The sequence below is a fragment of the Cryobacterium sp. TMT1-2-2 genome (assembly GCF_004403505.1).
In the GTDB taxonomy this organism is placed as follows: Bacteria; Actinomycetota; Actinomycetes; order Actinomycetales; family Microbacteriaceae; genus Cryobacterium; species Cryobacterium flavum.
On record NZ_SOGS01000006.1, the window covers coordinates 124,378 to 147,304 of the forward strand.

Below are 22,927 nucleotides of genomic sequence, written 5' to 3' on the forward strand. Positions count from 1 at the left end.
ATGGCATGAGGGTGGGGGACGACGATGACGGATCAGACCGCCGCCGAACTTGCCCTCACCCAGGATCGCATGCGCGGTCTGCTCGACGCAGTCGTCTCGGTGGCTGAAGACCTCAGCCTCGAAGCCGTGCTCGAACGCGTCGTCACCGCGGCCTGCCAGCTCGTGCAGGCCCGCTACGGCGCGCTCGGCGTGATCGGCGATGGCCAGGCGCTCAGCCACTTCGTCACCGTGGGCTTCGACGAAGAGACCGTGCGCCAGATTGGCGCGCTACCCACCGGACACGGCGTGCTCGGCCTGCTCATTCGAGAACCGCACCCCATTCGCCTGCACGACCTGCACGATCACCCCGACTCCTTCGGCTTTCCCGCCCACCATCCGCCAATGAAGTCGTTCCTCGGGGTTCCAGTGCGGGTGCGCGACACGGTCTTCGGTAACCTCTACCTCACCGAGAAAGAGGGCGGCGGGGACTTCACCGACGAAGACCAGACCCTGGCCGTGGCGCTCGCCGCGGCCGCCGGCGTCACGATCGAGAACGCCCGACTCTACGACGAGGCCCGTGCTCGCTCTCGCTGGCTCGAAGCGGTCGCCGCGATGGGCCGCGACCTGCTGCGACCGGTCGACGGTGAAGACAACGGCCTCGACCTCGTCGTTCAGCGAGTACTCGATGCTTCCGGTGCCGAACTGGCCGTGATCGGTTTTCCCACCGACGACAGCCTGTACTGTGCGGCTGCGGCCGGCACGGATGGCACGACTGCGGCGGGACTGCTCGGCACGACCGTGCTGTTGCAACCCGGTGTGCTGGCCGAGCTGCAGGCCACCGGCCGCTCCGCCACGCTCGCCACTGCGCCCCTCCAGATAGCGGATGCCGCGACCGGCTCGGCCGCCCAGTGGTCGCACCTGGGGTCCACCCTCATTGCCGCCCTGGGGCCGGCCGGCGACGGGCAGGGCGTGATTCTGCTGTCGCGCGCACCGGCATCCGCTCGATACAGCGTCACCGATGTGGAGATGAGCGCGGTCTTCGGCACGCAGGTGTCACTCGCGCTCGAACTGGCCTCCGTGCACCGCATGCGCGAAGAGCAGGCCGTGCTCGGCGACCGCGACCGCATCGCCCGCGACCTGCACGACCTGGTCATTCAGCGGCTGTTCGCCGCCGGGCTGAGCATGCAGAGCCTGCGGCGGTTCACCAACGATTCCGTAGCGCTCGACCGCATCAACGCCGTCACGAACGAGCTCGATGACACCATTCGGGAACTGCGCGACACGATCTATTCGCTGCGCGGCATGGCGCAAGACACCGGCACGCTCAGCAGTCGCATTCTGGCCGTGATCAAGGAGGGGGCGGCGAGCCTGCCGTATGCGCCGCGCATCCGTTTGTCCGGGCCGATCGATGCGCCGCTCGCCGATGACCTCGCCAGCAGCCTGCTCGCCGTGATCTCGGAGGGCCTCAGTAATGCTGCGCGGCATTCGCAGGCGAGCATGATCGACATTTCGGTCGATGCCCAAGACGACCGCATCAAGCTCGTCATCGCCGACAACGGTTGTGGTTTCAGTAAACCCACCCGGCGCAGCGGCCTGGACAACCTCAAACAAAGAGCGGCGCTGCTCGGCGGCAAATTCTCGGTGCGCAGCGCCCCCGGCGAGGGCACCCGGCTGCGCTGGTCTGCGCCGGTGCCGGAGATTACCGTTGGTGTTCGTCTCCACGTTTCGCAACGTACACGGCAGCCTGGGTTCGGCGCTGAAAATCCAGCTTCGCCAGCATCGACGACACGTAATTCTTGACCGTTTTCTCGGCCAGGAACATGGTCTGACCGATTTCACGGTTGGTCAGTCCCTCGCCGATCAGGTCGAGCACCTTGCGCTCCTGCGCGGTGAGCGACGCGAGACGGGCGTCTAGCGGGTCGGCCAGGCCGGTGATGATGCCCGCCTTGACCGCTGGGTCGAACAGCGACTCACCGGCGGCCGCGCGACGGATCTTGTCGAGCAGGTCGGTGCTGCGAATTTCCTTCAGTACGTAGCCTGCCGCACCGGCCAGCACGGCGCCACGTAAGGCCTGCTCGTCGTCGTAACTCGTGAGAATGAGGCACTGCAGGGCCGGATTGACCGAGCGTACGTCGCGACACACCTCGATGCCGGTGCCGTCGGGCAGGCGGGCGTCGAGAATGGCCACGTCGGGGCGCAGCTTCGGGATCAGCACGGTGGCTTCCGCCGCCAAACCGGTGTCGGCGACGACGTCGAAGCCCTCGCCCTCGAGGAGCTCACGCAGGCCCCGGCGCACCAGTTCGTGGTCGTCGAGAATGAAAACGCGGATCGGAACGGCGAATGATGCCTCGGTCGTCGTCTGGGGCGCGCTGTGCGGCAGGTTCATGGTGGTCCTTCCCGAATGGGCACGCTGGCTCTATATGTATTAACAGTGTCGCGCGCGGCGCAGCCCGGCGACTAGGGCCAAAGGTCCGGTCCTTTAGGAGCGAACCAGCCGAGCGATGGCCGCGGATGCCTCCTGCAGCTTGGCCTCGGCTTCGGTGCCGCCGGCCATGGCCGCGTGCAATACGCAGTGGTTGAGGTGGTCATCGAGCAGGCCGAGAGCGACCGATTCGAGGGCGCTCGTCATGGCCGAAATTTGCGTGAGAATGTCGATGCAGTACTTGTCGTCGGTGACCATGCTCTGCAGGCCGCGGGCCTGACCCTCGATGCGGCGCAGGCGCTTGAGGTAGGCGTCCTTGTTGGAGATATAGCCGTGCGGGCCGTCGTGGCTCTCTGACTCGGTCATGACATTGTCCTCTGCGTCGTTCGTGAACCCCATGCGTAACTGTACCCCCTCGGGGTATAGTAGGGGTAAAGGTACCCCCAAGGGGTATGCTCGAATGAATACCCATTCGGGGGTAGAAAACAGTTAGGAATTTTCGATGAGCACCACGACCGCCTACAGCGTTGATGGAATGACCTGCGGCCACTGCGTCGCCAGCGTGACCGAAGAGATTACAGCTCTCGCGGGCGCCGAGAACGTTACGGTCGACCTCGTCAAGGGCGGTACCTCGCAGGTCACCGTCACGAGCGCCGCCCCGCTGGACCGCGCCCTGGTTGCCGCGGCCGTCGAGGAGGCGGGCTACCAACTGGTAGCCGCCTGATGTCTGCCGATGTGGGCCAGCAAGTTGATCTGCTCGTTGGGGGCATGACCTGCACCTCGTGTGCGTCCCGCATCGAGAAGAAACTCAACCGGATGCCCGGGGTCGAAGCCAGCGTCAACTACGCCACCGAAAAGGCGAGCGTTTTCGTGCCGGCCGGCACGAGTGTCGACGATGCCATCAAGACCATCGAAGCCACGGGTTACACGGCAGTGCAGCCGGCTCCGGTCACCGTGACCCCCGCCGCGGCCGCCGTCGACCCTGAGCTTGCGTCGCTGCGGCAGCGGCTGTTGATCTCCGCCGCGCTGACCCTGCCGGTCGCCGCCCTGTCGATGATTCCCGTGCTGCAGTTCACGAACTGGCAGTGGCTGGCCCTGACTCTCGCGGCCCCGGTCGCCATCTGGGGTGCCTGGCCGTTCCATCGCGCCGCCTGGGTGAACGCCCGGCACGGCGCCGCCACCATGGACACCCTGGTCAGCGTCGGCGTGCTCGCCGCCTTGGGCTGGTCGCTCTACGCCCTGTTCTTCGGCATGGCCGGCATGCCGGGCATGACCATGAGTTTCACCTTCTCGGCTACCCCGGGGGCCGGCACCCACGAGATCTACCTGGAGGTGGCATCCGCTGTCACCGTGTTTATTCTGGCCGGTCGGTACGCGGAAGCGCGGGCCAAGCGCAACTCCGGCGCGGCCCTCGCGGCGCTGCTCGAGCTCGGTGCGAAGGAGACTACGCTGTGGCGCGATGGTGTGGAGAGTCGCATCAGCACCGCGTTGCTCGCGGTCGGCGACCAGTTCGTAGTGCGGCCGGGTGAGAAGGTCGCGACCGACGGGGTGATCGTTGATGGCGCGAGCGCTATCGATGCGAGCCTGCTCACCGGCGAATCCGTACCGATCGAGGTCGGTCCGGGCGACAGTGTTGTGGGCGCCACGCTGAACTCCGGCGGGCGACTCGTCGTGCAAGCCACGAAGGTGGGTGCCGACACTGAGCTGGCCCACATCGGCCGGCTGGTGGAGCAGGCGCAGACCGGCAAGGCCGAGGTACAGCGCCTGGCCGACCGGGTCTCCGGCGTGTTCGTGCCGATCGTGATCCTCCTCGCGCTGGCGACCCTGGCCGGCTGGCTGCTGGTCGGCGCCGGCGCCGCGATGGCGTTCACCGCGGCCGTCGCGACCCTGATCATTGCCTGCCCGTGTGCGCTCGGGCTGGCCACGCCGACCGCACTGCTGGTGGGAACCGGGCGCGGCGCGCAGCTCGGTATTCTGATCAAGGGGCCGCAGGTTCTGGAATCCACGCGCCGGGTCGACACGATCGTTCTCGACAAGACCGGCACGGTCACCACCGGGCGCATGACGCTGTCGACCGCAGATATGCACGAGTGCGGCTCTGAAGATGAGCTGCTGGGGCTGGCCGGGGCGGCGGAAAGCGGGTCGGAGCATCCGATCGCCCGGGCGATCACGGCCGGCGCGTTATCGCGCCTGGGCGCGGTGCCGGCTGCGTCGGAGTTTCTGTCGGAGCAGGGCCTGGGCGTGCAGGCGCTGGTTGACGGACGCCTGGTGCTGGTTGGACGGCCCGTCTGGCTGGTCGAACGATGGGGGCTGGTGGTGCCGATCGAGATGCAGGCCGTGATGGGAATGGCCGAGGCGCTCGGCAAGACGGCCGTCATGGTGGCGTGGGAGGGCAAGGTGCGCGGCGTGCTCACCGTCGCCGACACCCTCAAGCCCACGAGCGCTGCGGCGATCGCACGTTTTCGTGCCCTCGGGCTGACGCCGATGCTCGTGACCGGTGACAATCTCGCCGCGGCGCAGAGCGTGGCCGCTCTCGTCGGCATTACCGACGTGACCGCCGGGGTGCTGCCGGCCGACAAGGCGCGGGTGATCGCTTCTTTGCAGGCGCAGGGGCACGTGGTCGCGATGGTCGGGGACGGCGTGAACGATGCGGTCGCGCTCGCCACCGCCGACCTCGGCATCGCCATGGGGTCGGGCACCGACGTGGCCATCGAGGCGAGCGACTTGACGCTCATGCGCAGCGACCTGCTCGCCGCAGCGGATGCGATACGGCTGGCCCGCCGCACCCTCACGACGATCAAGGCCAACCTGTTCTGGGCCTTCGCCTACAACGTCGCGGCGATACCGCTTGCAATGGCCGGGCTGCTGAACCCCCTGATCGCCGGGGCCGCGATGGCCCTGTCGTCGATCTTCGTGGTGACGAACAGCCTGCGCCTGCGCGGTTTCCGAGACCAACCCGCTTGAGCATTTTGTGGACGGGGCCCAGGCCCCGTCCACGGGCCCAGTTTATAGACTGGGCCCGTGTTCATAAGGTGGGCCCGGGCAAGCGGATGCGGCCGCGCGGCCCTCACCGATGCCTGCTCCGCCCGCAGGTTTGTGCGCGCATACCCCTCGGGTATCCTTGACCCGGAGGCACACGTGAAAATCATCATTGTAGGCGGAGTTGCGGGCGGAATGTCGGCGGCGACCAGGTTGCGCCGACTCGACGAGAGCGCCGAGATCATCGTGTTCGAGCGCGGCCATTACGTGTCGTTCGCGAACTGCGGGCTGCCGTATTTCGTGGGGGGAATCATTCGGGATCGCGGTGACCTGCTGCTGCAGACCCCCGAATCCCTCGGGGCACGCTTCGCACTCGACGTGCGTGTCGACACCGAGGTCGTGCAGATCGACCGCAAAGCCCAGACCGTCGCGGTGCGCGACCTGCTGACCGATGAAACGAGCGTCGAACACTACGACCGGCTCGTGCTCGCGGCCGGCGCTTCGGCCAGGTCCAACGCATCTGAAGACAGCACCGTCCCCACACACACCCTGCGCACGGTCGATGACGTCGATCACATCACCGCGGTGCTGGCGAGCGTCGCAGCGGCATCCGCTGTGGTGATCGGCGGCGGATTCATCGGCCTCGAAGCCGTCGAAAACCTCGTGCACCGTGGCGTGCACGTGACCCTCGTGCAGCGCGGGCCGCAGATCTTCACCCCGCTCGATCCCGAGATGGCCGCTCCCGTACTCGATCGCCTGCGTGAGCGCGGTGTCGACGTGCGCCTGAACGCCACGGTCACCGGAACGTCGGCCGTCGGCATCATGCTCAGCGACGGCAGCACCGTGCCCGCCGACCTCGTGATCGACGCGAGCGGCGTGCGCCCCGACGTTACCCTGGCCGCGCAGGCCGGCCTCCGCATCGGCGAGAGCGGCGGCATCTGGGTCGACGGCACCCAGGCCACGGGCGACCCGCACATCTTCGCGGTCGGCGACGGCGTCGAGAAAACGGATGCCGTCAGCGGCTCCGGCACGCTCGTCACCATGGCGGGCCTCGCGAACCGACACGGCCGCTCCGTGGCCGACAGCATCGCAGGCACCCCCGGGCAGGCTGCCCCGGCGCGCGGTACGTCGATCGTGGCCATCTTCGGTCTCACCGTGGCCCTGGTCGGCTGGAACGAGAAACGTCTCATAGCCGCCGGGCGCACCCACCGCATCGTGCACACGCACCCCGCCAACCACGCCGGCTATTTTCCCGGCGCGGAGGGGATGTCCATCAAGCTGCTCATCGACGCCGAATCCGACGCCATCCTCGGCGCCCAGATCGTGGGCGGCTCCGGGGTGGACAAGCGCATCGACGTGCTCGCGGTCGCGATGGCGGCGGGGCTGAGCGCATCCGCTTTGACGCGCCTCGAACTGGCCTATGCGCCGCAGTACGCCTCGGCAAAAGACCCGATCAACCAGCTCGGCTACGTCGCGTCGAACCTCGCCGAGGGCACGAGCGTGAACCTGCAGTGGCACGAGCTGGAGGAGGCTCGTTCGAACGGCGCCGTGCTCGTCGACGTGCGGTCGGCCGGCGAATTCGCGGCCGGCAGCATTCCGGGCGCGCTCAACGTGTCGCTCGACGACCTGCGCGCCAGGCTCGACGAGCTGCCGCGCGTGCCTCTGATCGTGCACTGCCAAGTGGGCCAGCGCGGGCATACCGCCGCGCGCATTCTCACCCAGAACGGATTCGACGTGCGCAATCTTGACGGCGGCTATCGCACTTGGCTGGCCGGAACGTCTAGCCTTGTTGTTTCCCCCATTGCTGAAAGGGTCCTCGTATGAAAGAGATCACCGTCACCGAGCTGAACGCGCTCACCGAACCCGTCGTCATCGACGTGCGCGAACCGTGGGAGTACGAAGCAGCCCACGTGCCCGGCGTCGTGCACATTCCGATGGGCGAGGTTGTCGAGCGAATCGGTGAGATCCCAGCGGATGTCCCGGTGCACGTCATCTGCGCCCTCGGCGGTCGCAGCGCCCAGGTCGCCGAGTATCTGGCGGCCCACGGCCATGACGCCGTGAACATCGCCGGCGGCACGACGGCCTGGCAGCAGGCCGGGCTTCCCACCGAGCAGGGGGCCTGAGGTGGCGATCTCGTCGGTGACCGATGACACGGCGGCCAGGGCCGCCGAGCAGAAGAAGATCCTCAACCGGTTGCGCCGGGCGCAGGGGCAGCTGACGGCGGTGATCGCCGCCGTCGAGGGTGGCGGCAACTGCCGCGACGTCGTCACGCAGCTCGCCGCCGTGTCGAGCGCGCTCGACAAGGCCGGTTTCGTCATCGTGTCGACCGCGATGCGCGACTGCATCGCAAATCCCGACAACGAGAACTCAATGACGGTGCCCGAGCTCGAGAAGCTGTTCCTGACGCTCGCGTAGCGGGGCGGGCCTCCGTTTCGCCACGTTTGCGCATGTGTCGCGCCGCCCGTTCGCCGCGTCAGCAGAACGGATGCCGCGGGCGCGCCCCGCAAACGCGCCGCGACCACCGGGCCCACGTTATAGCCACGGGCCCAGCTTATAAACTGGGCCTGGGGACGGGGCCTGGGCCCCGTCCTGGTGGGGCGGCATCCATTCGCCGGGCCCACCTGGCCCCGACCGCAGGGTGGGTCAGGCGACGGGCGTCACGCCGAGGCCGGCGAGCATTTCGATGACATGTGCCTTGATCTGGTCGCGGATGCGCCGCACCTCCTCGATCGGCTGGCCGGCCGGGTCGACGAGTTCCCAGTCGACGTAGCGTTTGCCCGGGTAGATCGGGCAGGCGTCGCCGCAGCCCATGGTGATGACGACGTCCGCTGCCTGCACGACGTCGTCGGTGAGCGGCTTGGGGAACGCCTCGTCCAGCGACAGATTGAGTTCGGCCATAACCGCCACCATGGTGGGGTTCAGCGCCGAGGAGGGCATCGATCCGGCCGAACGCACGTGCACCGCGCCGCCCGACAAAGCGTTGGTGAACACCGCGGCCATCTGTGACCGGCCAGCATTCTGCTCGCAGACGAACAATACCTCGGGAACCGAACGGTCGATCGCACCCTTGGCCTGGGCCAGGGCGGTGAGGCGCTCCCGGGCAAAGTGCGCGGTGCGGGTCGTCAGGTGCGCCTTCACGCTCGACGTGCGCAGCAGCCCGGTATAGCTCTCGAGCACGTAGCGCTCAACGGTCTCGGCGGCGAAGACTCCGTGAAACTGCTCAGCGAGATCGGCGGCGAGGCGTCGCAGCGACTCCTCGGGATAGGTCAGGCCGGGCAGCATCGTCAGGCGACCGGCAGAATCTCGGCCAGCAGCGCCTCGATGCGCGCCTTGATCTCATCGCGAATGGGGCGCACGCTCTCGATGCCCTGGCCGGCCGGGTCGGCCAGCTCCCAGTCCTCATACCGCTTGCCCGGAAAGATCGGACAGGCGTCGCCGCAGCCCATGGTGATGACGACGTCGGCCTGCTTGACCGCCTCGGTCGTGAGAATCTTTGGCACGTTGTGCGCGATATCGATGCCCTCTTCGGCCATCGCCGCGATCGCGACCGGGTTGATCTGGTCCTTCGGCTCGGAGCCGGCCGAGAACACGTCGACGCGTCCCTGCGCGAGCGCGGTCAGATAGCCGGCGGCCATCTGCGAGCGGCCGGCGTTGTGCACGCAGACGAAGAGTACGGAGGGTTTCATTGGGGTCTTCTTTCGTTTAGACGAGAGTGGATGCCGCGGCGGGCGTCGGCGGCGCGGCCGCCGGCATCCGCTCGGGAAACAGTCGGGGCTTGAGCCAGAGCGCCACGTAGACCAGGGCGACCAATGCAGGAACCTCGATCAGCGGACCGACGATGCCGGCCAGGGCCTGGCCGCTGAGCGCGCCGAAGGTGCCGATCGCGACGGCGATGGCGAGCTCGAAGTTGTTGCCGGCGGCGGTGAAGGCGAGCGTCGTGGTGCGCTCGTAGCTCAGGCGCAGCAGGCGTCCGGTGACGAAGCCGACCAGGAACATGACCGCGAAGTAGACCAGCATCGGCAGTGCGATGCGGGCGACGTCGCCGGGGTGGTCGATGACCTGCTGCCCCTGCAGGGCGAACAGCATCACGATCGTGAACAGCAGCCCCCAGAGCGCGAACGGGCCGACCCGGGGCAGAAAACGCGCCTCGTACCAGTCGCGGCCGCGGCGGGCCTCGCCGATGCGGCGCGACAAATACCCGGCCAGCAGCGGAATTCCCAGGAATATCAGCACGCTCGCGGTGATCGCCCAGATCGAGAACTCGGCGCTCGTCGTGGGCAGGCCGAGCCAGGCCGGAAGCACTTGCAGGTAGAACCAGCCGAGCGCGCCGAACGCGACGACCTGGAACACCGAGTTCACGGCCACGAGAAAGGCGGCGGCTTCGCGGTCGCCGCAGGCCAGGTCGTTCCAGATCAGCACCATGGCGATGCAGCGGGCGAGCCCGACGATGATCAGGCCGGTGCGGTATTCCGGCAGGTCGGGCAGAAAGATCCAGGCCAGGGCGAACATGAGCGCCGGCCCGACCAGCCAGTTCAGCAGCAGGGAGGAGACCAGCAGGCGCTTGTCGGAGGCGACGGCACGGGCATCCGTGTAGCGAACCTTGGCCAGCACCGGGTACATCATGATGAGCAGCCCGATGGCGATCGGCACGCTGATCGACCCGATCGTGAAGGCGTGCAGCAGCTCGCCGACGGCGGGAACGTACAGAGCCAGCAGTAGGCCGAGGGCCATGGCGGCGAGGATCCAGACCGGCAGCAGCCGGTCGATCGCGCCGAGTCGGGTGGGGGCTGGGGCGGTGCTGCTCACGAATCTCCAATTCTTGGACAGCGATTCGCGGTAACATTGATCGTTGTCGATGTCTACGCTAGAACACTTCATCGACCGATGTCAATCTAAGGAGAGTGTGTTCACGTGTCGTTTACCCAGACCCTGCCACTGACCGACATTTCTCGCCGTTCAACCGACGAAGCGGATGCCTGCTCCTCACCCCAGGCGCGCGCGACCCTCGCCCCCGACCACGCCGACGCCCTGGCCCGCTCGCTCAAAGCCCTCGCCGACCCGGCCCGGCTGCGCATTATCTCGATCGTCTCGGCCCACACCGACCAGGAAGCCTGCGTCTGCGACCTGACCGACCAGCTGACCCTGAGCCAGCCCACCATCTCACACCACCTCAAGGTACTCGTTGAGGCTGGCTTCCTGGCCCGCGCCAAACGAGGCACCTGGTCGTACTACAGCCTGGTACCCGGCTCGCTGAACTCCGTCGCCGGAGTGCTCGCGGCCGTCTGACGCCCGGCGCCACTATCCCTATGGCGGCAACGCGGCCAAGCTGGTACCGGAAGCCCTTGAAAGGAGCCGATCGTGAGCACCTACGTGATTGTTGGAGTCACACCCGGCCAGCCCGACGCGGTCGTGCTCGAGGCCGCCGCCTTCGCGGACCGGTTTCACGCCGAGCTGGTCTGCGCCACGGTCGAGCCCTGCCGCTATGTGCTCGATGAGTTCGCCGACGGCAGCATCCTGTCGCTGCCGGTCGACCCCGACCTGCTCGATCTGGACGACGAGGGCTTTCCGGTTGCCCTGCGAGCCCACCTGACGACGCTGCTCGACGGCCGCAGCCTGACCTGGTCGACCAGGGCTGTCGCGGGCGACCCGGCCCGCGCCCTGGCCCACCTCGCTGACACGCTGGACGCCGCAATGATCGTGGTCGGCACCCGCGAGCGGGGCGTGCGAGCCAGCGTGCAGGAATTCTTCGGCGGCTCCGTGGCCGTGCACCTCGCGCACCGGCAGCACCGACCCGTCGTGGTCATTCCCCTGGCACCGGTGGCCTTTCGCGACGAACTGCCGTGGGAGTCCACCGATTAGGGCGTGTATTCTGGCCACGGCGATGGATCCCGCCCGAGCATCCGCTCAAACTGCCTGCGCTGATGGTTCCTACTGAGTGCAACAGGTAGGTGAACCATCGCCACGATCACGCCACGAGCCGTGCACCTGAACTGGCGCTACCTCGGCCTCGTCTTTCTCGGCGGCACCGCGGGCACCGCCCTCCGGGAGACGCTCGGGCTGGTGCTGCCGCCCATCGATCTGGCCGGCGCCCGCCTGCCGCTGACCACTCTCGGCATCAACCTGTTCGGAGCCCTGCTGCTCGGGCTGCTGCTCGAAGCGCTCGTGCGCCTCGGCCACGACGCCGGCGGCCGCCGCAGCGCGCGCCTGCTGCTCGGTACCGGCTTGCTCGGCGGATTCACGACCTACAGCGCCCTCGCCACCGACAGCGCTCTGCTCCTTCACGGCGGCGCCATCGGACTGGCGATCGCCTATGCGCTCGGCACGGTTCTGCTCGGCAGCCTCGCGACCTGGCTCGGAATCGTGCTGGGCGCGGCACTGCACCGGCGCGGCGAATCCTCTCGGGGGGAAAACGGATGACCCCGCTCCTGTTCTTAGGCATCGCTGCGGCCGGCGGCGTGGGCGCGTCCACACGCCTGTTTCTGGACGGCTTCGTGCGCACCCGTCTGGGCGGCGCGTTTCCGTATGGAACCACGATCATCAACGTGAGCGGCTCGCTGCTGCTCGGCCTCGTCACCGGCCTCGCCATGAACCTCCTGCTCACGCCGGAGTGGAGCCTGGTGCTCGGCGTCGGCCTGCTCGGCGGCTACACGACATTCAGCACGGCCAGTTTCGAGACCGTGCGGCTGGCCCAGGCGCACCGGTATCTGGCCGCACTGGTGAATGGAGTCGGTATGCTCGCGGCATCTGTTCTGGCGGCCGCGCTCGGGCTCTGGGCCGGGCTCGCTCTCGGCTAAGGGCTAAAGCCCCGCCGCGGCATCGGGCCCTTGTTCCGTCCACGGGCCAAGTTTATAAACTGGGCCCGTGGACGGGGCCCGGGCCCCGTGCAGAGTGGAAGCGGGCGGGCTACTCGCCTGCCGCGGCGGTCGTCTGCGCGGTCACGAAGGCCTCGAAGGCGGCGGCATCGGTGAAGGAACCGGTGTAGCTGACACCGTTCACGAGCACGGTGGGCGTTCCCTTGACCTTCTCGATGTCCGAGTTGGGGATGGGGCCGTTGAGCGCGCGCTGGGTTGAGGCGTCGACCCAGTCGGCGTAGGTCTGATCCTTGATGCAGCTGGCAACGTCGGTGGAGGTCACCCCGGCGCCTTCAACGAGGGTGGTCAGTTCGGCATCCGTGAGGCCGGTGGAGTTCTCGGTGGGCTGGTCGGCGAACATGGCCGAGTTGAAGGCCAGAAAGTTGTTGGGGTCGTAGTCGGCTACACAGGCGGCCGCGTTGGCAGCCCGGGTGGAATACTTCGTGCCCGATGAGGCGCGGTCAAGAATCGAGATCGGGTGGATCTCGACCGATGCATTCCCGGCGGTGACCCAGTTCGTGATCTGTTCGCCATTGGTGGTCTCGAAGTTGCCGCAGATGGGGCAGAGGTAGTCGACGTACATCACGATGTTCGCCGTGTCGGTCAGGGCGCTCTGGTCGGTCGCAACCGGATCGGCGTCGGCGGCGAGGGGGGTCGAGGTGGCCGCGGAGACGGTGGTTCCGTCGCTGCCGAGCAGAATTCCATCGCTGGCCATGTTGGCCGGCCCCTGCGCCGCCGGCGCGGTGACGTTGTTCACGATAACGAGGGTCACGATGGCGACCACGGCGAGCAAGCCGATGCCGATGCCGCCGCGCAGAAAGAGGCGACGGCGCTTGTCCCGCTTGACCTGCTCGGCGCGCATCAGCCTGGCGTGTTCGCGGGCCTCCTCGCGGCGGTCTTTCTTGGGCGGACGGGCCTGGCCGGAAGTGCTCATGCGGGAGTTCACCATTCGTTCGTCGCTGTGCTGCCGGAGCAGCCGTTGCCTACGACGTTAGCGCTCCCGCCTAACGGCCAGGTTCATGCTGGCTGAAAGGCGGCTGGGAGCCGGCCCTGACGGCCCGAATGGGGGGGGGGCAGTAACAAACGGATGCCCGGCGCACGCGAGCGGTCATCGGCGCGTACTGAACGCCGCATCGAAGGCATCGGTCGGTGCGTCGAAGGCGAGCGACCGCACGAAGGAGAGCGCTTCGGGAGCGCCGACCAGGCGGTCCATTCCGGCATCCTCCCATTCCACCGAGAGCGGGCCGTCGTAGCCGATCGTGTTGAGCATGCGAAAGCTGTCTTCCCAAGGCACGTCCCCGTGACCGGTGGAGATAAAGTCCCAGCCGCGGCGCGGGTCGGCCCAGGCCAGCAGCGAGCCGAGTCGGCCGTTGCGGCCGTTAGACATCCGCTTCTTGGTGTCTTTGCAGTCCACGTGATAAATGCGATCGCGAAAGTCCCAGAGAAAACTGACCGGGTCGAGATCCTGCCAGATGAAGTGGCTTGGGTCCCAGTTGAGGCCGAAGGCGGGGCGGTGAGCAATGGCGTCGAGGGCGCGCTGGGTGGTCCAATAGTCGAAGGCGATCTCACTCGGGTGCACCTCGTGGGCGAACCGCACGCCGACCTCGTCGAACACGTCGAGAATCGGGTTCCACCGGTCAGCGAAATCCTGGTATCCGGCGTCGATGAGCTCCTGCGACACCGGCGGGAACATGGCCACGTACTTCCAGATCGACGAGCCGGTGAAGCCGATGACCGTCTTCACGCCGAGTTTCGCAGCGAGGCGCGCGGTATTCTTCATCTCCTCGGCGGCGCGCTGGCGCACACCCTCCGGGTCGCCGTCGCCCCAGACCGAATCCGGCAAGATGTCGCGGTGACGCTGGTCGATCGGGTCGTCACAGACGGCCTGCCCCTTGAGATGGTTAGAGATTGCCCACACTTTCAGGTTGTACTTCTCGAGCACGGCGAGCTTGCCGGCGACATAGTCGGCGTCGTCCCAACGATTCGGGTCGAGGTGGTCCCCCCAGCAGGCGATCTCAAGCCCGTCGTAGCCCCAGCCGGCGGCGAGCCTGGCCACATCTTCGAAGGGAAGGTCGGCCCACTGGCCGGTGAACAGGGTGATCGGGCGGGTCATGAGTTCTCCTAGTTCTGTGCTGCGAGTACGGGGGCGAGGGTGGATGTCCAGGCGCTTCCATTGTCGGAGCTGGCCTCGACTGCGGCGAGCACCTGCTGCACCTGAAGGCCGTCGGCGAACGACGGGGTCGGCTGCGCGCCGGCCGCTATAGCTTCGACAAAATCTCGGGCCTGATGGGTGAAGCCGTGTTCGTAGCCGAGCGTGTGCCCGGGCGGCCACCAGGCGGCCAAATACGGATGCTGCGGCTCGGTCACCAGAATTTTGGTGAAGCCTTGCTGCCCGCTCGCGGCATTCCCGTCGAAGAAGCTCAGCGCGTTGAGGTCTTCCAAATCGAAAGAAATCGCGCCCTCGGAGCCGGCGACCTCGATGCGGAACGCGTTTTTGCGGCCGGTGCTGAAGCGGGTGGCCTCGAAACTTCCGAGGGCGCCGCCCTCGAAACGCCCGGTGAACAGGGCAACGTCGTCGACGGTTACGGCGCCGCGCTCGGTCGTTGCGGTGCCGGAGAGGCCCTGCTTCGTGCCGAGTAGCGGGCGTTCATTGACGAGGGTTTCGAGCGTGCCCGACACGCTGGTCAGGCGCTGGCCGGTGATGAACTGGGCCAGATCGATGGCGTGGGCACCGATGTCGCCGAGCGCCCCTGAGCCAGCGAGCTCCTTCTGCAGCCGCCAGGTGAGTGGGGACTGCGGGTCGACCAGCCAGTCCTGCAGGTAGTTCACCCGCACCTGGCGAATCTTTCCGATTTTGCCGGCGGCGACGAAGTCGCGGGCGAGCGTGGCGGCGGGAACACGACGGTAGGTGAACCCGACCATGGCATAGACGCCACGAGCGAAGGCGCGGGTGGCGGCATTCGTCATCGCCTCGGCCTCGGCGACCGTGTTTGCGAGCGGTTTTTCACAGAGTACGTGTTTGCCGGCGTCGAGGGCGGCGATCGCTATCTCGGCGTGCGACGTGCCAGGGGTGACGATGTCGATCACGTCGATATCCGGCCGGTCGATCACCGCCCGCCAGTCGGTGGACGACTCGGCCCAGCCCCAGCGTGTGGCGGCCTCCGCGGCTTTAGCGTCGTCGCGCCCCACGAGAATACTCATCTTGGGCTGCACGGCCAGGTCAAAAAAGCGCGGGGCGACGCGCCAGCCCTGGGAGTGCGCGGCGCCCATGAACCCGTGGCCGATCATTGCGACGCGAAGCGGTGCGCTCATGTGAAGACTCTTCCTGTAGATGGTTACGGGGAGCAAGACTCGCTTGCTCCCCGTGCGACGCGCCTGTAGTGCTTAGGACTCGAAGGCGGTCGGCAGGTACTGCTCCACGTTCTCACTGGTCACGACGGGGGCGTTGAGCACGATCCGGTTCGGAATCTCGACCTCGACGAGGTCGCTCATTGCCTTCTCCTGCACGAGCAGGCGGGCCAGACGGATACCGTCGGCCGCCTGGGTGGACGGATACACCACGGTGGCCTTCATCACGCTGTCGCCGGCCTGGATCAGGCGCATGGCGTTGGCAGAACCGGCACCGCCGACCATGATGAACTCGTCGCGTCCGGCGGCGTCGATGGCAGCGAGCACGCCGATTCCCTGGTCATCGTCGTGGTTCCAGAGCGCGTCGATCTGCGGGGCGGCGGCGAGCAACTGCGAGGTCGTGGCCTCGCCGCCCGCCACGGTGAAGTCAGCGGAGACGCGGTTGGTGACCGACAGACCGCAGTCGGAGAGCGCCTTGGCGAAGCCGGCGCTGCGCTCCTGGGTGAGGGGGAGCGAATCGATACCGGCAATCTCGGCGACCACGGCGTCGGGATTGTCGCTGAGTTCCTCGCAGATGTAGGTGCCGGCGCTGACGCCCATGCCGTAGTTGTCACCGAGGATGGTGGCGCGGGCGGCGAAGGTGCTCGAGAACTCGCGGTCCACGTTGATCACTGGGATGCCGGCCTCCATGGCGCGGATGGCCACCTGGGTCAACGCGGCGCCGTCGGTGGGCAGCAGCACGATGGCGTCGACTTTATCGTTGATGAAGCTTTCGACTTGGCTGATCTGCAGGTTGGCGTCGTTGGTGCCCTCAGCGATCCTCAGGTCGACGTCGGGGTACTTGGCGGCCTCGGCGATAGCGGCGTTGTTGATGGCACCAAGCCAGCCGTGGTCGGCCGCGGGGCCAGAGTAACCGATGGTGATGGTGTCGCCCTGGGCTTCGTTGCCCTCGACGCTCGCGTTTGTGGGCTGGGTATTCGTCGTTGCACCGCCCGCAGTGCAACCGGTGATGAGGCCGACGACGGCCAGCGAGGTGCCGGCGGCCAAAAGAATTTTGCGACGGACGGTGCGTGGTGCAAGCATGATTTTCCCTCTGACTCGGTAATTGCTGCGGGTATGGAAGTGGCGCTGCGAATTCTGTCAGCGACGGGTGCGGGCAATTGTCGATCAGTTGAGCTGTCGTCGGCGCTGACGAGTTGAACGATAGCAGATGATGACGGTTTGCGTGCAACTTATTGCTGTTCATCGACGTAAGTACCCACGTTGTGTTAGGTTTTTCGCATGATCACTGTCGACCATTCCGCACCATTGCTCGAAGTTCGCGGGCTCAGAAAGAGTTTCGCCGGGGTGAAGGCGCTCCAGGGCGTCGATCTTGTTGTGCGACCCGGCGAGGTGCACTGCGTACTCGGCCAAAACGGCGCGGGAAAATCCACCCTCATCAAGACGCTGTCCGGTGCGTACCAGCCCGACTCCGGTGAGATCTTTTGGCAGGGCAACCCGGTCACCATTGGTGGCCCGGTCGCCGCGCTCGAACTCGGTATCGCCACCATGTATCAGGAACTCGACGTGGTCGACGGCCTGACTATCGCGGAGAACGTATTTCTCGGGCACGAACAATCCACGGGCGGTTTGCTTCACGTTGCCTCAGCCAATGCCCGAACCGAGCAGATCCTCGCCCGTCTCGGCCACAGCGAAATCTCGCCGCGCACGGAGGTGGGCCTGCTCTCGGCCGCGAACAAGCAGATCGTGAGCATGGCCCGGGCCTTGAGCCGGGACACCCGGCTGATCATCATGGACGAACCCAGCGCGGTACTTGATTCTCAGGAAGTGGAGAATTTGTTTCGCGTTGTCGCCGAGCTCACCGCGCAGGGCATCGCCGTGGTTTACATCTCCCACCGACTCGCTGAAATTCGCCGCATTGGCGACCGCATCACCGTGATCAAAGACGGTAAGACCACGGCGTCGGGCCTGATCGTGGCCGACACACCGACGCCCGACCTCATCCGCCTGATGACAGGCCGCGACGTGGCCAACGTTTTTCCCGCTGCCACGCCGATCGCGGCGGATGCGCCGGTGGTGCTGGCCTGCAACCGGCTCAGCGTGCGCGGCGTGTTCAGCAATGTTTCCCTCGAGGTGCGGGCTGGCGAGGTCGTGGGGCTCGCCGGCCTCGTGGGATCTGGTCGCTCCGAAATTCTCGAGGCCATCTACGGCGCTCGCCGCAGCACGGGCGGCACCGTGACCGTGAACGGCACCGTACTGCGCGCCGGCTCGGTCGAGGCCGCCGTGCGTGCCGGCATCGGGCTGTCTCCCGAGGAGCGAAAGAGCCAGGGACTCATCCTCGACGAACCGATCTTCAAAAATGTCACGTTGTCGTCATTCGGTCGGTTCGCCCGCGGCGGGTTTCTGAACGAGCGCCGCGAGCGCCAGGCCGCGCGAGAGCAGATCGAGGCCCTTGAGCTGCGACCGGCAGATCCCGACCGGGTGACTCGAACACTGTCTGGTGGAAACCAGCAGAAGATTCTGCTCGCCCGCTGGCTCGTGCACGGAACCGCTGTGCTGTTGCTCGACGAACCCACCCGCGGTGTCGATGTGGGCGCGCGCGCCGAGATCTACGGTCTCATTCGACGTCTCGCCGAGGCCGGAACCGCCATCATCGTGGTCTCGAGCGAGATCGACGAGGTACTCGGCCTGGCCGACCGCGTGCTGGTCGTCAGCGACGGCGAGGTTCTCACCACTACCAATGCCAACGAAATCGACGAGCCCGGTGTGCTCGATCTGGTCATGAGAGGAAGTGCCGCATGAGCGAGCAAATCACCCAGGCGGCCCCGCCGACCCCCGTTACGCCGGACACACCACCCGGCATCGTCAAGCGGATGCTGGGCGGATCGGTCGGCCGCAACCTCGGGCTGGTCATCGCCTTCGGGTTGCTGATCCTGGTGGGAATCCTCACCGCGGGCGACCGATTCGCCAGCTTCGACAACTTCGTCACGATCATCCGCTTCGCCTCGATCGTCGGTGTGGTCTGCGTCGGAATGACCTTCGTGATCACGGCCGGGGGCATCGACCTGTCGGTGGGGTCGGTGGTGGGCCTGTCGAGCGTGGTGGCGAGCCTCACCGCGGTGCAGCTCGCCTCCGCACAGTCGTCCTGGCTGCTGATCGGCGTGGTCGCGCTTTTCGTCGGTACCCTGGCCGGCTTCGTGAACGGCGTGGTGATTGCGTACGGAGGCGTCGTGGCGTTCATGGCCACGCTCGCCATGCTCGTCGGCGCGCGCGGCCTCGCCGAACTCATCTCGAACCGGTCGACCCAGATCGTGAACAACCAGGGCTTCCTGGACTTCTTTCGCGCCGACCTGCTCGGCGTGCCGATTCTGATCTGGATCTTCCTGGTCGTGGCGGTGGCCGGCTGGGTGCTGCTCAACCGCACCACCTTCGGCCGACGTACAGTGGCCGTCGGCGGCAATGCCGAGGCGAGCCGCCTCGCCGGCATCAAGGTGAAGCGCCACATGGTGTACGTCTACATGCTCTCGGGCCTCACCGCCGGCATCGCCGGGGTGATGTTCCTCGGCCGCACCACGGTCGGTACCTCGACGCACGGCACGCTCCTTGAGCTCGACGTGATCGCGGCCGTCGTGGTGGGCGGCACCCTGCTCATCGGCGGCCGCGGCACCATTGTGGGATCCGTGCTCGGGATACTCATCTTCAGCACGCTCACGAACGTCTTCACTCAGAACAATCTCTCGACCTCGGTGCAGAACGTGGCGAAGGGCGTCATCATCGTGGGCGCCGTGCTGTTGCAACAGCGATTCGCCTCCCGCGGCAGCCGCAGCAAGTGACCGTGCCGGGCAGCAGGGCGCCGGTCGTCTTCGATGACGGGATTCGCGAGACCGCTCTACCGCACGGCGCCCTGGTCGAGACGGAGGTGCTGATCGTCGGGTCGGGCCCCGCTGGCGCCGCCGCGGCTCTGTTCCTCTCCACCCTCGGCGTCGCCAACATGATGATCACCAAGTACCGGTGGACGGCCAACACCCCGCGCGCCCACATCACCAACCAGCGCACGATGGAGATCTTCCGGGACATCGGTATCGAAGACGCGGTGCGTGCAGAGTCGACGCCGAACGAACTGATGGGTGACACCGTGTTCTGCACGTCGATCGCCGGCGAAGAACTCGGGCGAATTCTCACCTTCGGTACGCACCCGGCCCGCCACGCCGACTACGAACTGGCCTCCCCGGCCAGCACCTGCGACATTCCGCAGACCTACCTCGAGCCAATTCTGGTGAAGAACGCCACGATGCGGGGAACACAGACCAGGTTCTCGACCGAGTACCTCTCCCACGTGCAGGACGCGCACGGCGTGACCGTGCGCGTCCTGGACCGGCTTACGGGAACCGAGTTCAGCATCCGTGCGAGATATTTGATCGGCGCCGACGGAGCACGCTCCCAGGTCGCCGCCGACATCGACCTGCCGATGGAAGGGGAAATGGATATCGCCGGATCGATGAACATCACCTTCACCGCCGACATCACGCCCTTCGTCGGGCATCGACCCTCGGTGCTCTACTGGGTGGTGCAGCCCGGGTCCAACATCGGCGGTATCGGAACGGGCCTCGTTCGCATGATCCGGCCGTGGAACCAGTGGCTCGTCGTGTGGGGCTACGACATCACGCAACCGGCTCCGGTGATCGATGAGGCCGCAGCCACGCAGATCGTGCGCAACCTGCTCGGCCTGCCCGACCTCGAGGTAGAGATCACCGGAACGTCGCTGTGGGGAAACAACGCCCAGTACGCCACCCGGCTGCAGTGCGGGCGAGTGTTCTGCGTGGGAGACGCGGTGCACAAGCATCCGCCGAGCAATGGGCTGGGATCGAACACCTCCATTCAGGATTCCTACAACCTGGCCTGGAAGCTCGCCGCCGTGCTCGCCGGCACGGCGGGCTCCGACCTGCTGGAAACCTACTCCACGGAGCGTGCCCCGGTCGCCAGCCAGATCGTCCTGCGCGCGAACAAGTCGGCCCGCGAGTTCGGCCAGCTGTTCGACGCCCTCGGTGTGACCACCGCGCGCACCGAATCGGAGATGATCGAAATGATCGAGGAACGCAAGGCAAACACCCCGGCGGGCGCAGCCAAACGGCAGGCCATTCAGGCCGCGATGGAGGTCAAGGACTACGAGTTCAACGCCCACGGCGTTGAGGTCGGGCAGTTCTACGAATCTACGGCCATCGTCGGCGATGGTTCACGGCGCCCGGAACCCGAGCGCGATCCCGAACTGTACTACCAAGCCTCGACCGTGCCAGGCTCGCGCCTGCCGCACGCCTGGGTGGGCGACAGCGTGCACAAGATCTCGACCCACGATCTCGCTCCCTTCTCGCAGTTCACGCTGATCACCGGCATCACTGGCTCAGCCTGGGCGGATGCCGCGGCGCGGGTGGGCGCGCGGCTCGGTGTCAAGCTTGAAACCGTGATCATCGGTCCCGGCCAGCCCGTCACAGACCTGTACTTCGACTGGGCCAGGTTGCGCGAGGTGGCCGAAGACGGCGCGGTGCTCGTGCGCCCCGACAAGCACATCGGCTGGCGGTCGGATCAGCTCGCCGAGAACCCGGAAGAGGCCGTGTTCGCAGCGATGACGGCGATGCTCAGCCGCGCCGACAGCCGCGCCGACAGCCGTGCCGACAGCCGTGCCGACAGCCGCGTCTTCGCCGGTCAGTCGGCCTGAGTCGCGCATGATGAACCCGAATGCTTTTGCCCGCCTCGTGCGGCTCCCCGCCGCGCTCACCGCGCCCGGCGACACCCTGGCCGGCGCCGCAGCCACTGGGCGCTCCCTCGGCCCGCACACCGTTCTGCTCCCGCTCTGCTCAACCCTCATCTACTGGGCGGGCATGGCCCTGAACGACTACGCCGACCGGGCTCTGGACGCGGTCGAGCGCCCGGAACGACCAATTCCGGCCGGCGACGTGACGCCCGCCGAGGCCCTTACCGTGGCCATCGTGCTCACCACGGCCGGCATCGGCATCGCCGCACTGAGTGGCGGACGGCGTGCCCTTGCGGTCGCGCTCCCGCTCGCCGCGAGCGTCTGGGCCTACGATCTGGTGTTCAAATCCACCCCGTTCGGTCCGGTCTCGATGGCGGCCACCCGGTTGCTCGACGTGTTGCTCGGCGCCGAATCGGTGCGATCAGCGCTGCCGACGGCGCTCACGGTCTTCACCCACACCCTCGGCACCACCACCCTCAGCCGGGACGAGGTGCACGGATCCACGAGCACACTCGTCGGCACCCTGGCCGTCGCGGGTACCGTCTGTGCTTCCGTCGTCGCCGCTGCCGGTCCCGCCATCCGGCCGACCAACGGATGGCTACCCAGGGCCGTCGGGGCCGCCCTAGTCACCGTCTACCTCGGCTCCGTCGCGCCAGCCCAACTGCGCGCGCGCAACACGCGCGCCGCTGGCGACGTGCGCCGCGCGGTCGGTGCCTCGGTCATCGGCACGATCGGACTGCAGGCAGCGCTGATCGCGCGGTCCGGCTTCGTTGGAACCGGGCTGGCCGTTGCCGCCCTGCTGCCGCTCGGTCTGCGCCTCAGCCGGAAGGTATCCGCCACATGATTGTCACCTGTGTCACCACGAGCGAAACCTCGGGAGCGTTCCAGTGAGCGCCACCGCCCTGCACGACCACTTGAACGACGCCGGTTCGATCTGGCTTGAAGTCGCCCGGGGCGACGTTGAGCGTCATTCGGCAGCGATCACCCGGTACTTCCCGGCTGTGTCCCGGCGCTGTGGGCGTACCCCGCTCCGGGACGACGATCCGCGGGGCCTGCGCTACGGCACCATCGACGACGCGGCTCGCGGAGTGCTGCTGGGCGCACTCGCCGGCCCAACCCGCGTTGATCTACTGGACGACCTGTATCGTCACGGCGATTCCGGGGAGAAACGCGGGGTGCTGCGCGGGCTGCACCTGCTCGATGATCCCGACGCTTCTGGCGGCACTGGCATCGGTTCAGAGCTCCTGACCCTCGTCGAAGACGCCCTCCGCACCAATGACGTGCGCCTGGTCGCGGCTGCCCTGCAACCGTATGGCGCGCACTACCTCGGCCTCGAGGCGTACCGCCAGGCCGTGGTCAAGTGCGTCTTCATGGGTGTACCCCTGCACGTCATCGCGAATCTCGCCGAGCGGCAAGACGCCGAACTCGCCCGCATGCTCGTTGACCTCGCCCACGAACGCAGCGCAGCGGGGCGCGATATTCCCGCCGATATTCCCGCCGTGGTCGCCGCGTTTCCCGAGTATCTTCACCGCGCGGACCTCCCGGCCGCCCTGCTCTTCGCACTGCAACCAGCCATTCCCCTATATAAGGAGTAAGAAC

24 protein-coding genes and 1 riboswitch are annotated in these 22,927 nt (G+C 67.0%); of the genes, 15 read left to right on the forward strand and 9 right to left on the reverse strand.

Annotation, left to right across the window (positions count from 1 at the left end):
* The first annotated feature begins 24 nt into the window (after window positions 1–24).
* On the forward strand, window positions 25–1,779 hold the full coding sequence (locus tag E3T35_RS04595) for a GAF domain-containing sensor histidine kinase (RefSeq protein WP_134345123.1): 1,755 nt from the start codon (window positions 25–27) through the stop codon (window positions 1,777–1,779).
* Here E3T35_RS04595 and E3T35_RS04600 read toward each other — a convergent pair.
* Together E3T35_RS04600 and E3T35_RS04605 are read right to left on the reverse strand one after the other, a co-directional pair.
* Window positions 1,679–2,365 (reverse strand): response regulator transcription factor, encoded by a 687-nt coding sequence (locus tag E3T35_RS04600; protein ID WP_134345124.1) that lies wholly within the window; start codon window positions 2,363–2,365, stop codon window positions 1,679–1,681. The genes E3T35_RS04595 and E3T35_RS04600 overlap by 101 nt on opposite strands.
* Before the next feature lie 93 nt (window positions 2,366–2,458).
* Window positions 2,459–2,767, reverse strand: coding sequence for a metal-sensitive transcriptional regulator (locus tag E3T35_RS04605; protein ID WP_104089193.1), 309 nt, complete (start codon window positions 2,765–2,767; stop codon window positions 2,459–2,461).
* Between the two features lie 136 nt (window positions 2,768–2,903).
* On the opposite strand from E3T35_RS04605, the gene E3T35_RS04610 reads away from it, so the two are divergent.
* The 5 genes from E3T35_RS04610 to E3T35_RS04630 all read left to right on the forward strand — a co-directional run bounded on the left by E3T35_RS04610 (window position 2,904) and on the right by E3T35_RS04630 (window position 7,795).
* On the forward strand, window positions 2,904–3,125 hold the full coding sequence (locus tag E3T35_RS04610) for a heavy-metal-associated domain-containing protein (RefSeq protein ID WP_134345125.1): 222 nt from the start codon (window positions 2,904–2,906) through the stop codon (window positions 3,123–3,125).
* The gene (locus E3T35_RS04615; RefSeq protein ID WP_134377979.1) at window positions 3,125–5,365 is read left to right on the forward strand and encodes a cation-translocating P-type ATPase; all 2,241 of its coding nucleotides are present in this window, start codon (window positions 3,125–3,127) and stop codon (window positions 5,363–5,365) included. The genes E3T35_RS04610 and E3T35_RS04615 overlap by 1 nt, the downstream gene beginning before the upstream one ends.
* A 174-nt stretch (window positions 5,366–5,539) precedes the next feature.
* Window positions 5,540–7,204 (forward strand): FAD-dependent oxidoreductase, encoded by a 1,665-nt coding sequence (locus E3T35_RS04620; protein ID WP_134377980.1) that lies wholly within the window; start codon window positions 5,540–5,542, stop codon window positions 7,202–7,204.
* Window positions 7,201–7,503, forward strand: a complete 303-nt coding sequence (locus E3T35_RS04625) for a rhodanese-like domain-containing protein (protein ID WP_134345127.1) — start codon at window positions 7,201–7,203, stop codon at window positions 7,501–7,503. Before E3T35_RS04620 ends, E3T35_RS04625 begins: the two co-directional genes overlap by 4 nt.
* A 1-nt stretch (window position 7,504) precedes the next feature.
* Window positions 7,505–7,795, forward strand: coding sequence for a metal-sensitive transcriptional regulator (locus E3T35_RS04630; RefSeq protein ID WP_092340367.1), 291 nt, complete (start codon window positions 7,505–7,507; stop codon window positions 7,793–7,795).
* A 228-nt stretch (window positions 7,796–8,023) separates the two neighbouring features.
* On the opposite strand, the gene E3T35_RS04635 is transcribed toward E3T35_RS04630, so the two are convergent.
* Genes E3T35_RS04635 through arsB form a run of 3 tightly spaced genes read right to left on the reverse strand, consistent with a single transcriptional unit; the run spans window position 8,024 to window position 10,111 of the window.
* Window positions 8,024–8,662 (reverse strand): arsenate reductase ArsC, encoded by a 639-nt coding sequence (locus tag E3T35_RS04635; protein ID WP_134377981.1) that lies wholly within the window; start codon window positions 8,660–8,662, stop codon window positions 8,024–8,026.
* 2 nt (window positions 8,663–8,664) lie between these two features.
* On the reverse strand, window positions 8,665–9,066 hold the full coding sequence (locus E3T35_RS04640; protein ID WP_092340365.1) for an arsenate reductase ArsC: 402 nt from the start codon (window positions 9,064–9,066) through the stop codon (window positions 8,665–8,667).
* A 16-nt stretch (window positions 9,067–9,082) separates the two neighbouring features.
* Window positions 9,083–10,111 (reverse strand): ACR3 family arsenite efflux transporter, encoded by a 1,029-nt coding sequence (arsB, locus tag E3T35_RS04645; protein ID WP_241987734.1) that lies wholly within the window; start codon window positions 10,109–10,111, stop codon window positions 9,083–9,085.
* Window positions 10,112–10,291: 180 nt separating this feature from the next.
* On the opposite strand from arsB, the gene E3T35_RS04650 reads away from it, so the two are divergent.
* The 4 genes from E3T35_RS04650 (at window position 10,292) to crcB (ending at window position 12,174) form a co-directional block, all read left to right on the forward strand.
* Window positions 10,292–10,666 (forward strand): helix-turn-helix transcriptional regulator, encoded by a 375-nt coding sequence (locus tag E3T35_RS04650; protein ID WP_233197461.1) that lies wholly within the window; start codon window positions 10,292–10,294, stop codon window positions 10,664–10,666.
* A gap of 72 nt (window positions 10,667–10,738) precedes the next feature.
* Window positions 10,739–11,239, forward strand: coding sequence for a universal stress protein (locus tag E3T35_RS04655; RefSeq protein ID WP_241988733.1), 501 nt, complete (start codon window positions 10,739–10,741; stop codon window positions 11,237–11,239).
* A gap of 9 nt (window positions 11,240–11,248) precedes the next feature.
* A riboswitch (Fluoride riboswitch) is annotated at window positions 11,249–11,318 on the forward strand.
* Between the two features lie 41 nt (window positions 11,319–11,359).
* Window positions 11,360–11,797 (forward strand): CrcB family protein, encoded by a 438-nt coding sequence (locus E3T35_RS04660; protein WP_134377983.1) that lies wholly within the window; start codon window positions 11,360–11,362, stop codon window positions 11,795–11,797.
* A complete protein-coding gene (gene crcB / locus E3T35_RS04665) occupies window positions 11,794–12,174 on the forward strand; it encodes a fluoride efflux transporter CrcB (protein ID WP_134377984.1) in 381 nt (126 codons plus the stop codon). The genes E3T35_RS04660 and crcB overlap by 4 nt, the downstream gene beginning before the upstream one ends.
* A gap of 109 nt (window positions 12,175–12,283) precedes the next feature.
* Here crcB and E3T35_RS04670 read toward each other — a convergent pair whose 3' ends face one another.
* The 4 genes from E3T35_RS04670 to E3T35_RS04685 form a co-directional block, all read right to left on the reverse strand.
* A complete protein-coding gene (locus E3T35_RS04670; RefSeq protein WP_241987727.1) occupies window positions 12,284–13,165 on the reverse strand; it encodes a thioredoxin domain-containing protein in 882 nt (293 codons plus the stop codon).
* Between the two features lie 174 nt (window positions 13,166–13,339).
* Window positions 13,340–14,344, reverse strand: coding sequence for a sugar phosphate isomerase/epimerase (locus E3T35_RS04675; RefSeq protein ID WP_134345135.1), 1,005 nt, complete (start codon window positions 14,342–14,344; stop codon window positions 13,340–13,342).
* Window positions 14,345–14,352: 8 nt separating this feature from the next.
* A complete protein-coding gene (locus E3T35_RS04680; protein ID WP_241987728.1) occupies window positions 14,353–15,543 on the reverse strand; it encodes a Gfo/Idh/MocA family protein in 1,191 nt (396 codons plus the stop codon).
* Between the two features lie 72 nt (window positions 15,544–15,615).
* Complete coding sequence (locus E3T35_RS04685; RefSeq protein ID WP_134345136.1) at window positions 15,616–16,662, reverse strand: substrate-binding domain-containing protein; 1,047 nt, start codon at window positions 16,660–16,662, stop codon at window positions 15,616–15,618.
* Window positions 16,663–16,860: 198 nt separating this feature from the next.
* On the opposite strand from E3T35_RS04685, the gene E3T35_RS04690 reads away from it, so the two are divergent.
* From E3T35_RS04690 to E3T35_RS04710, 5 genes are read left to right on the forward strand one after another with little or no spacing between them, the layout of a single operon-like run.
* Window positions 16,861–18,381 (forward strand): sugar ABC transporter ATP-binding protein, encoded by a 1,521-nt coding sequence (locus tag E3T35_RS04690; RefSeq protein WP_134345137.1) that lies wholly within the window; start codon window positions 16,861–16,863, stop codon window positions 18,379–18,381.
* On the forward strand, window positions 18,378–19,412 hold the full coding sequence (locus E3T35_RS04695) for an ABC transporter permease (protein WP_134377985.1): 1,035 nt from the start codon (window positions 18,378–18,380) through the stop codon (window positions 19,410–19,412). Before E3T35_RS04690 ends, E3T35_RS04695 begins: the two co-directional genes overlap by 4 nt.
* Window positions 19,413–19,414: 2 nt before the next feature.
* Window positions 19,415–21,292 (forward strand): FAD-dependent monooxygenase, encoded by a 1,878-nt coding sequence (locus E3T35_RS04700; protein WP_134378072.1) that lies wholly within the window; start codon window positions 19,415–19,417, stop codon window positions 21,290–21,292.
* Between the two features lie 7 nt (window positions 21,293–21,299).
* Window positions 21,300–22,172 (forward strand): SCO3242 family prenyltransferase, encoded by an 873-nt coding sequence (locus E3T35_RS04705; protein ID WP_174777078.1) that lies wholly within the window; start codon window positions 21,300–21,302, stop codon window positions 22,170–22,172.
* 43 nt (window positions 22,173–22,215) lie between these two features.
* A complete protein-coding gene (locus E3T35_RS04710; protein WP_134377986.1) occupies window positions 22,216–22,923 on the forward strand; it encodes an EboA domain-containing protein in 708 nt (235 codons plus the stop codon).
* Window positions 22,924–22,927 lie beyond the last annotated feature (4 nt).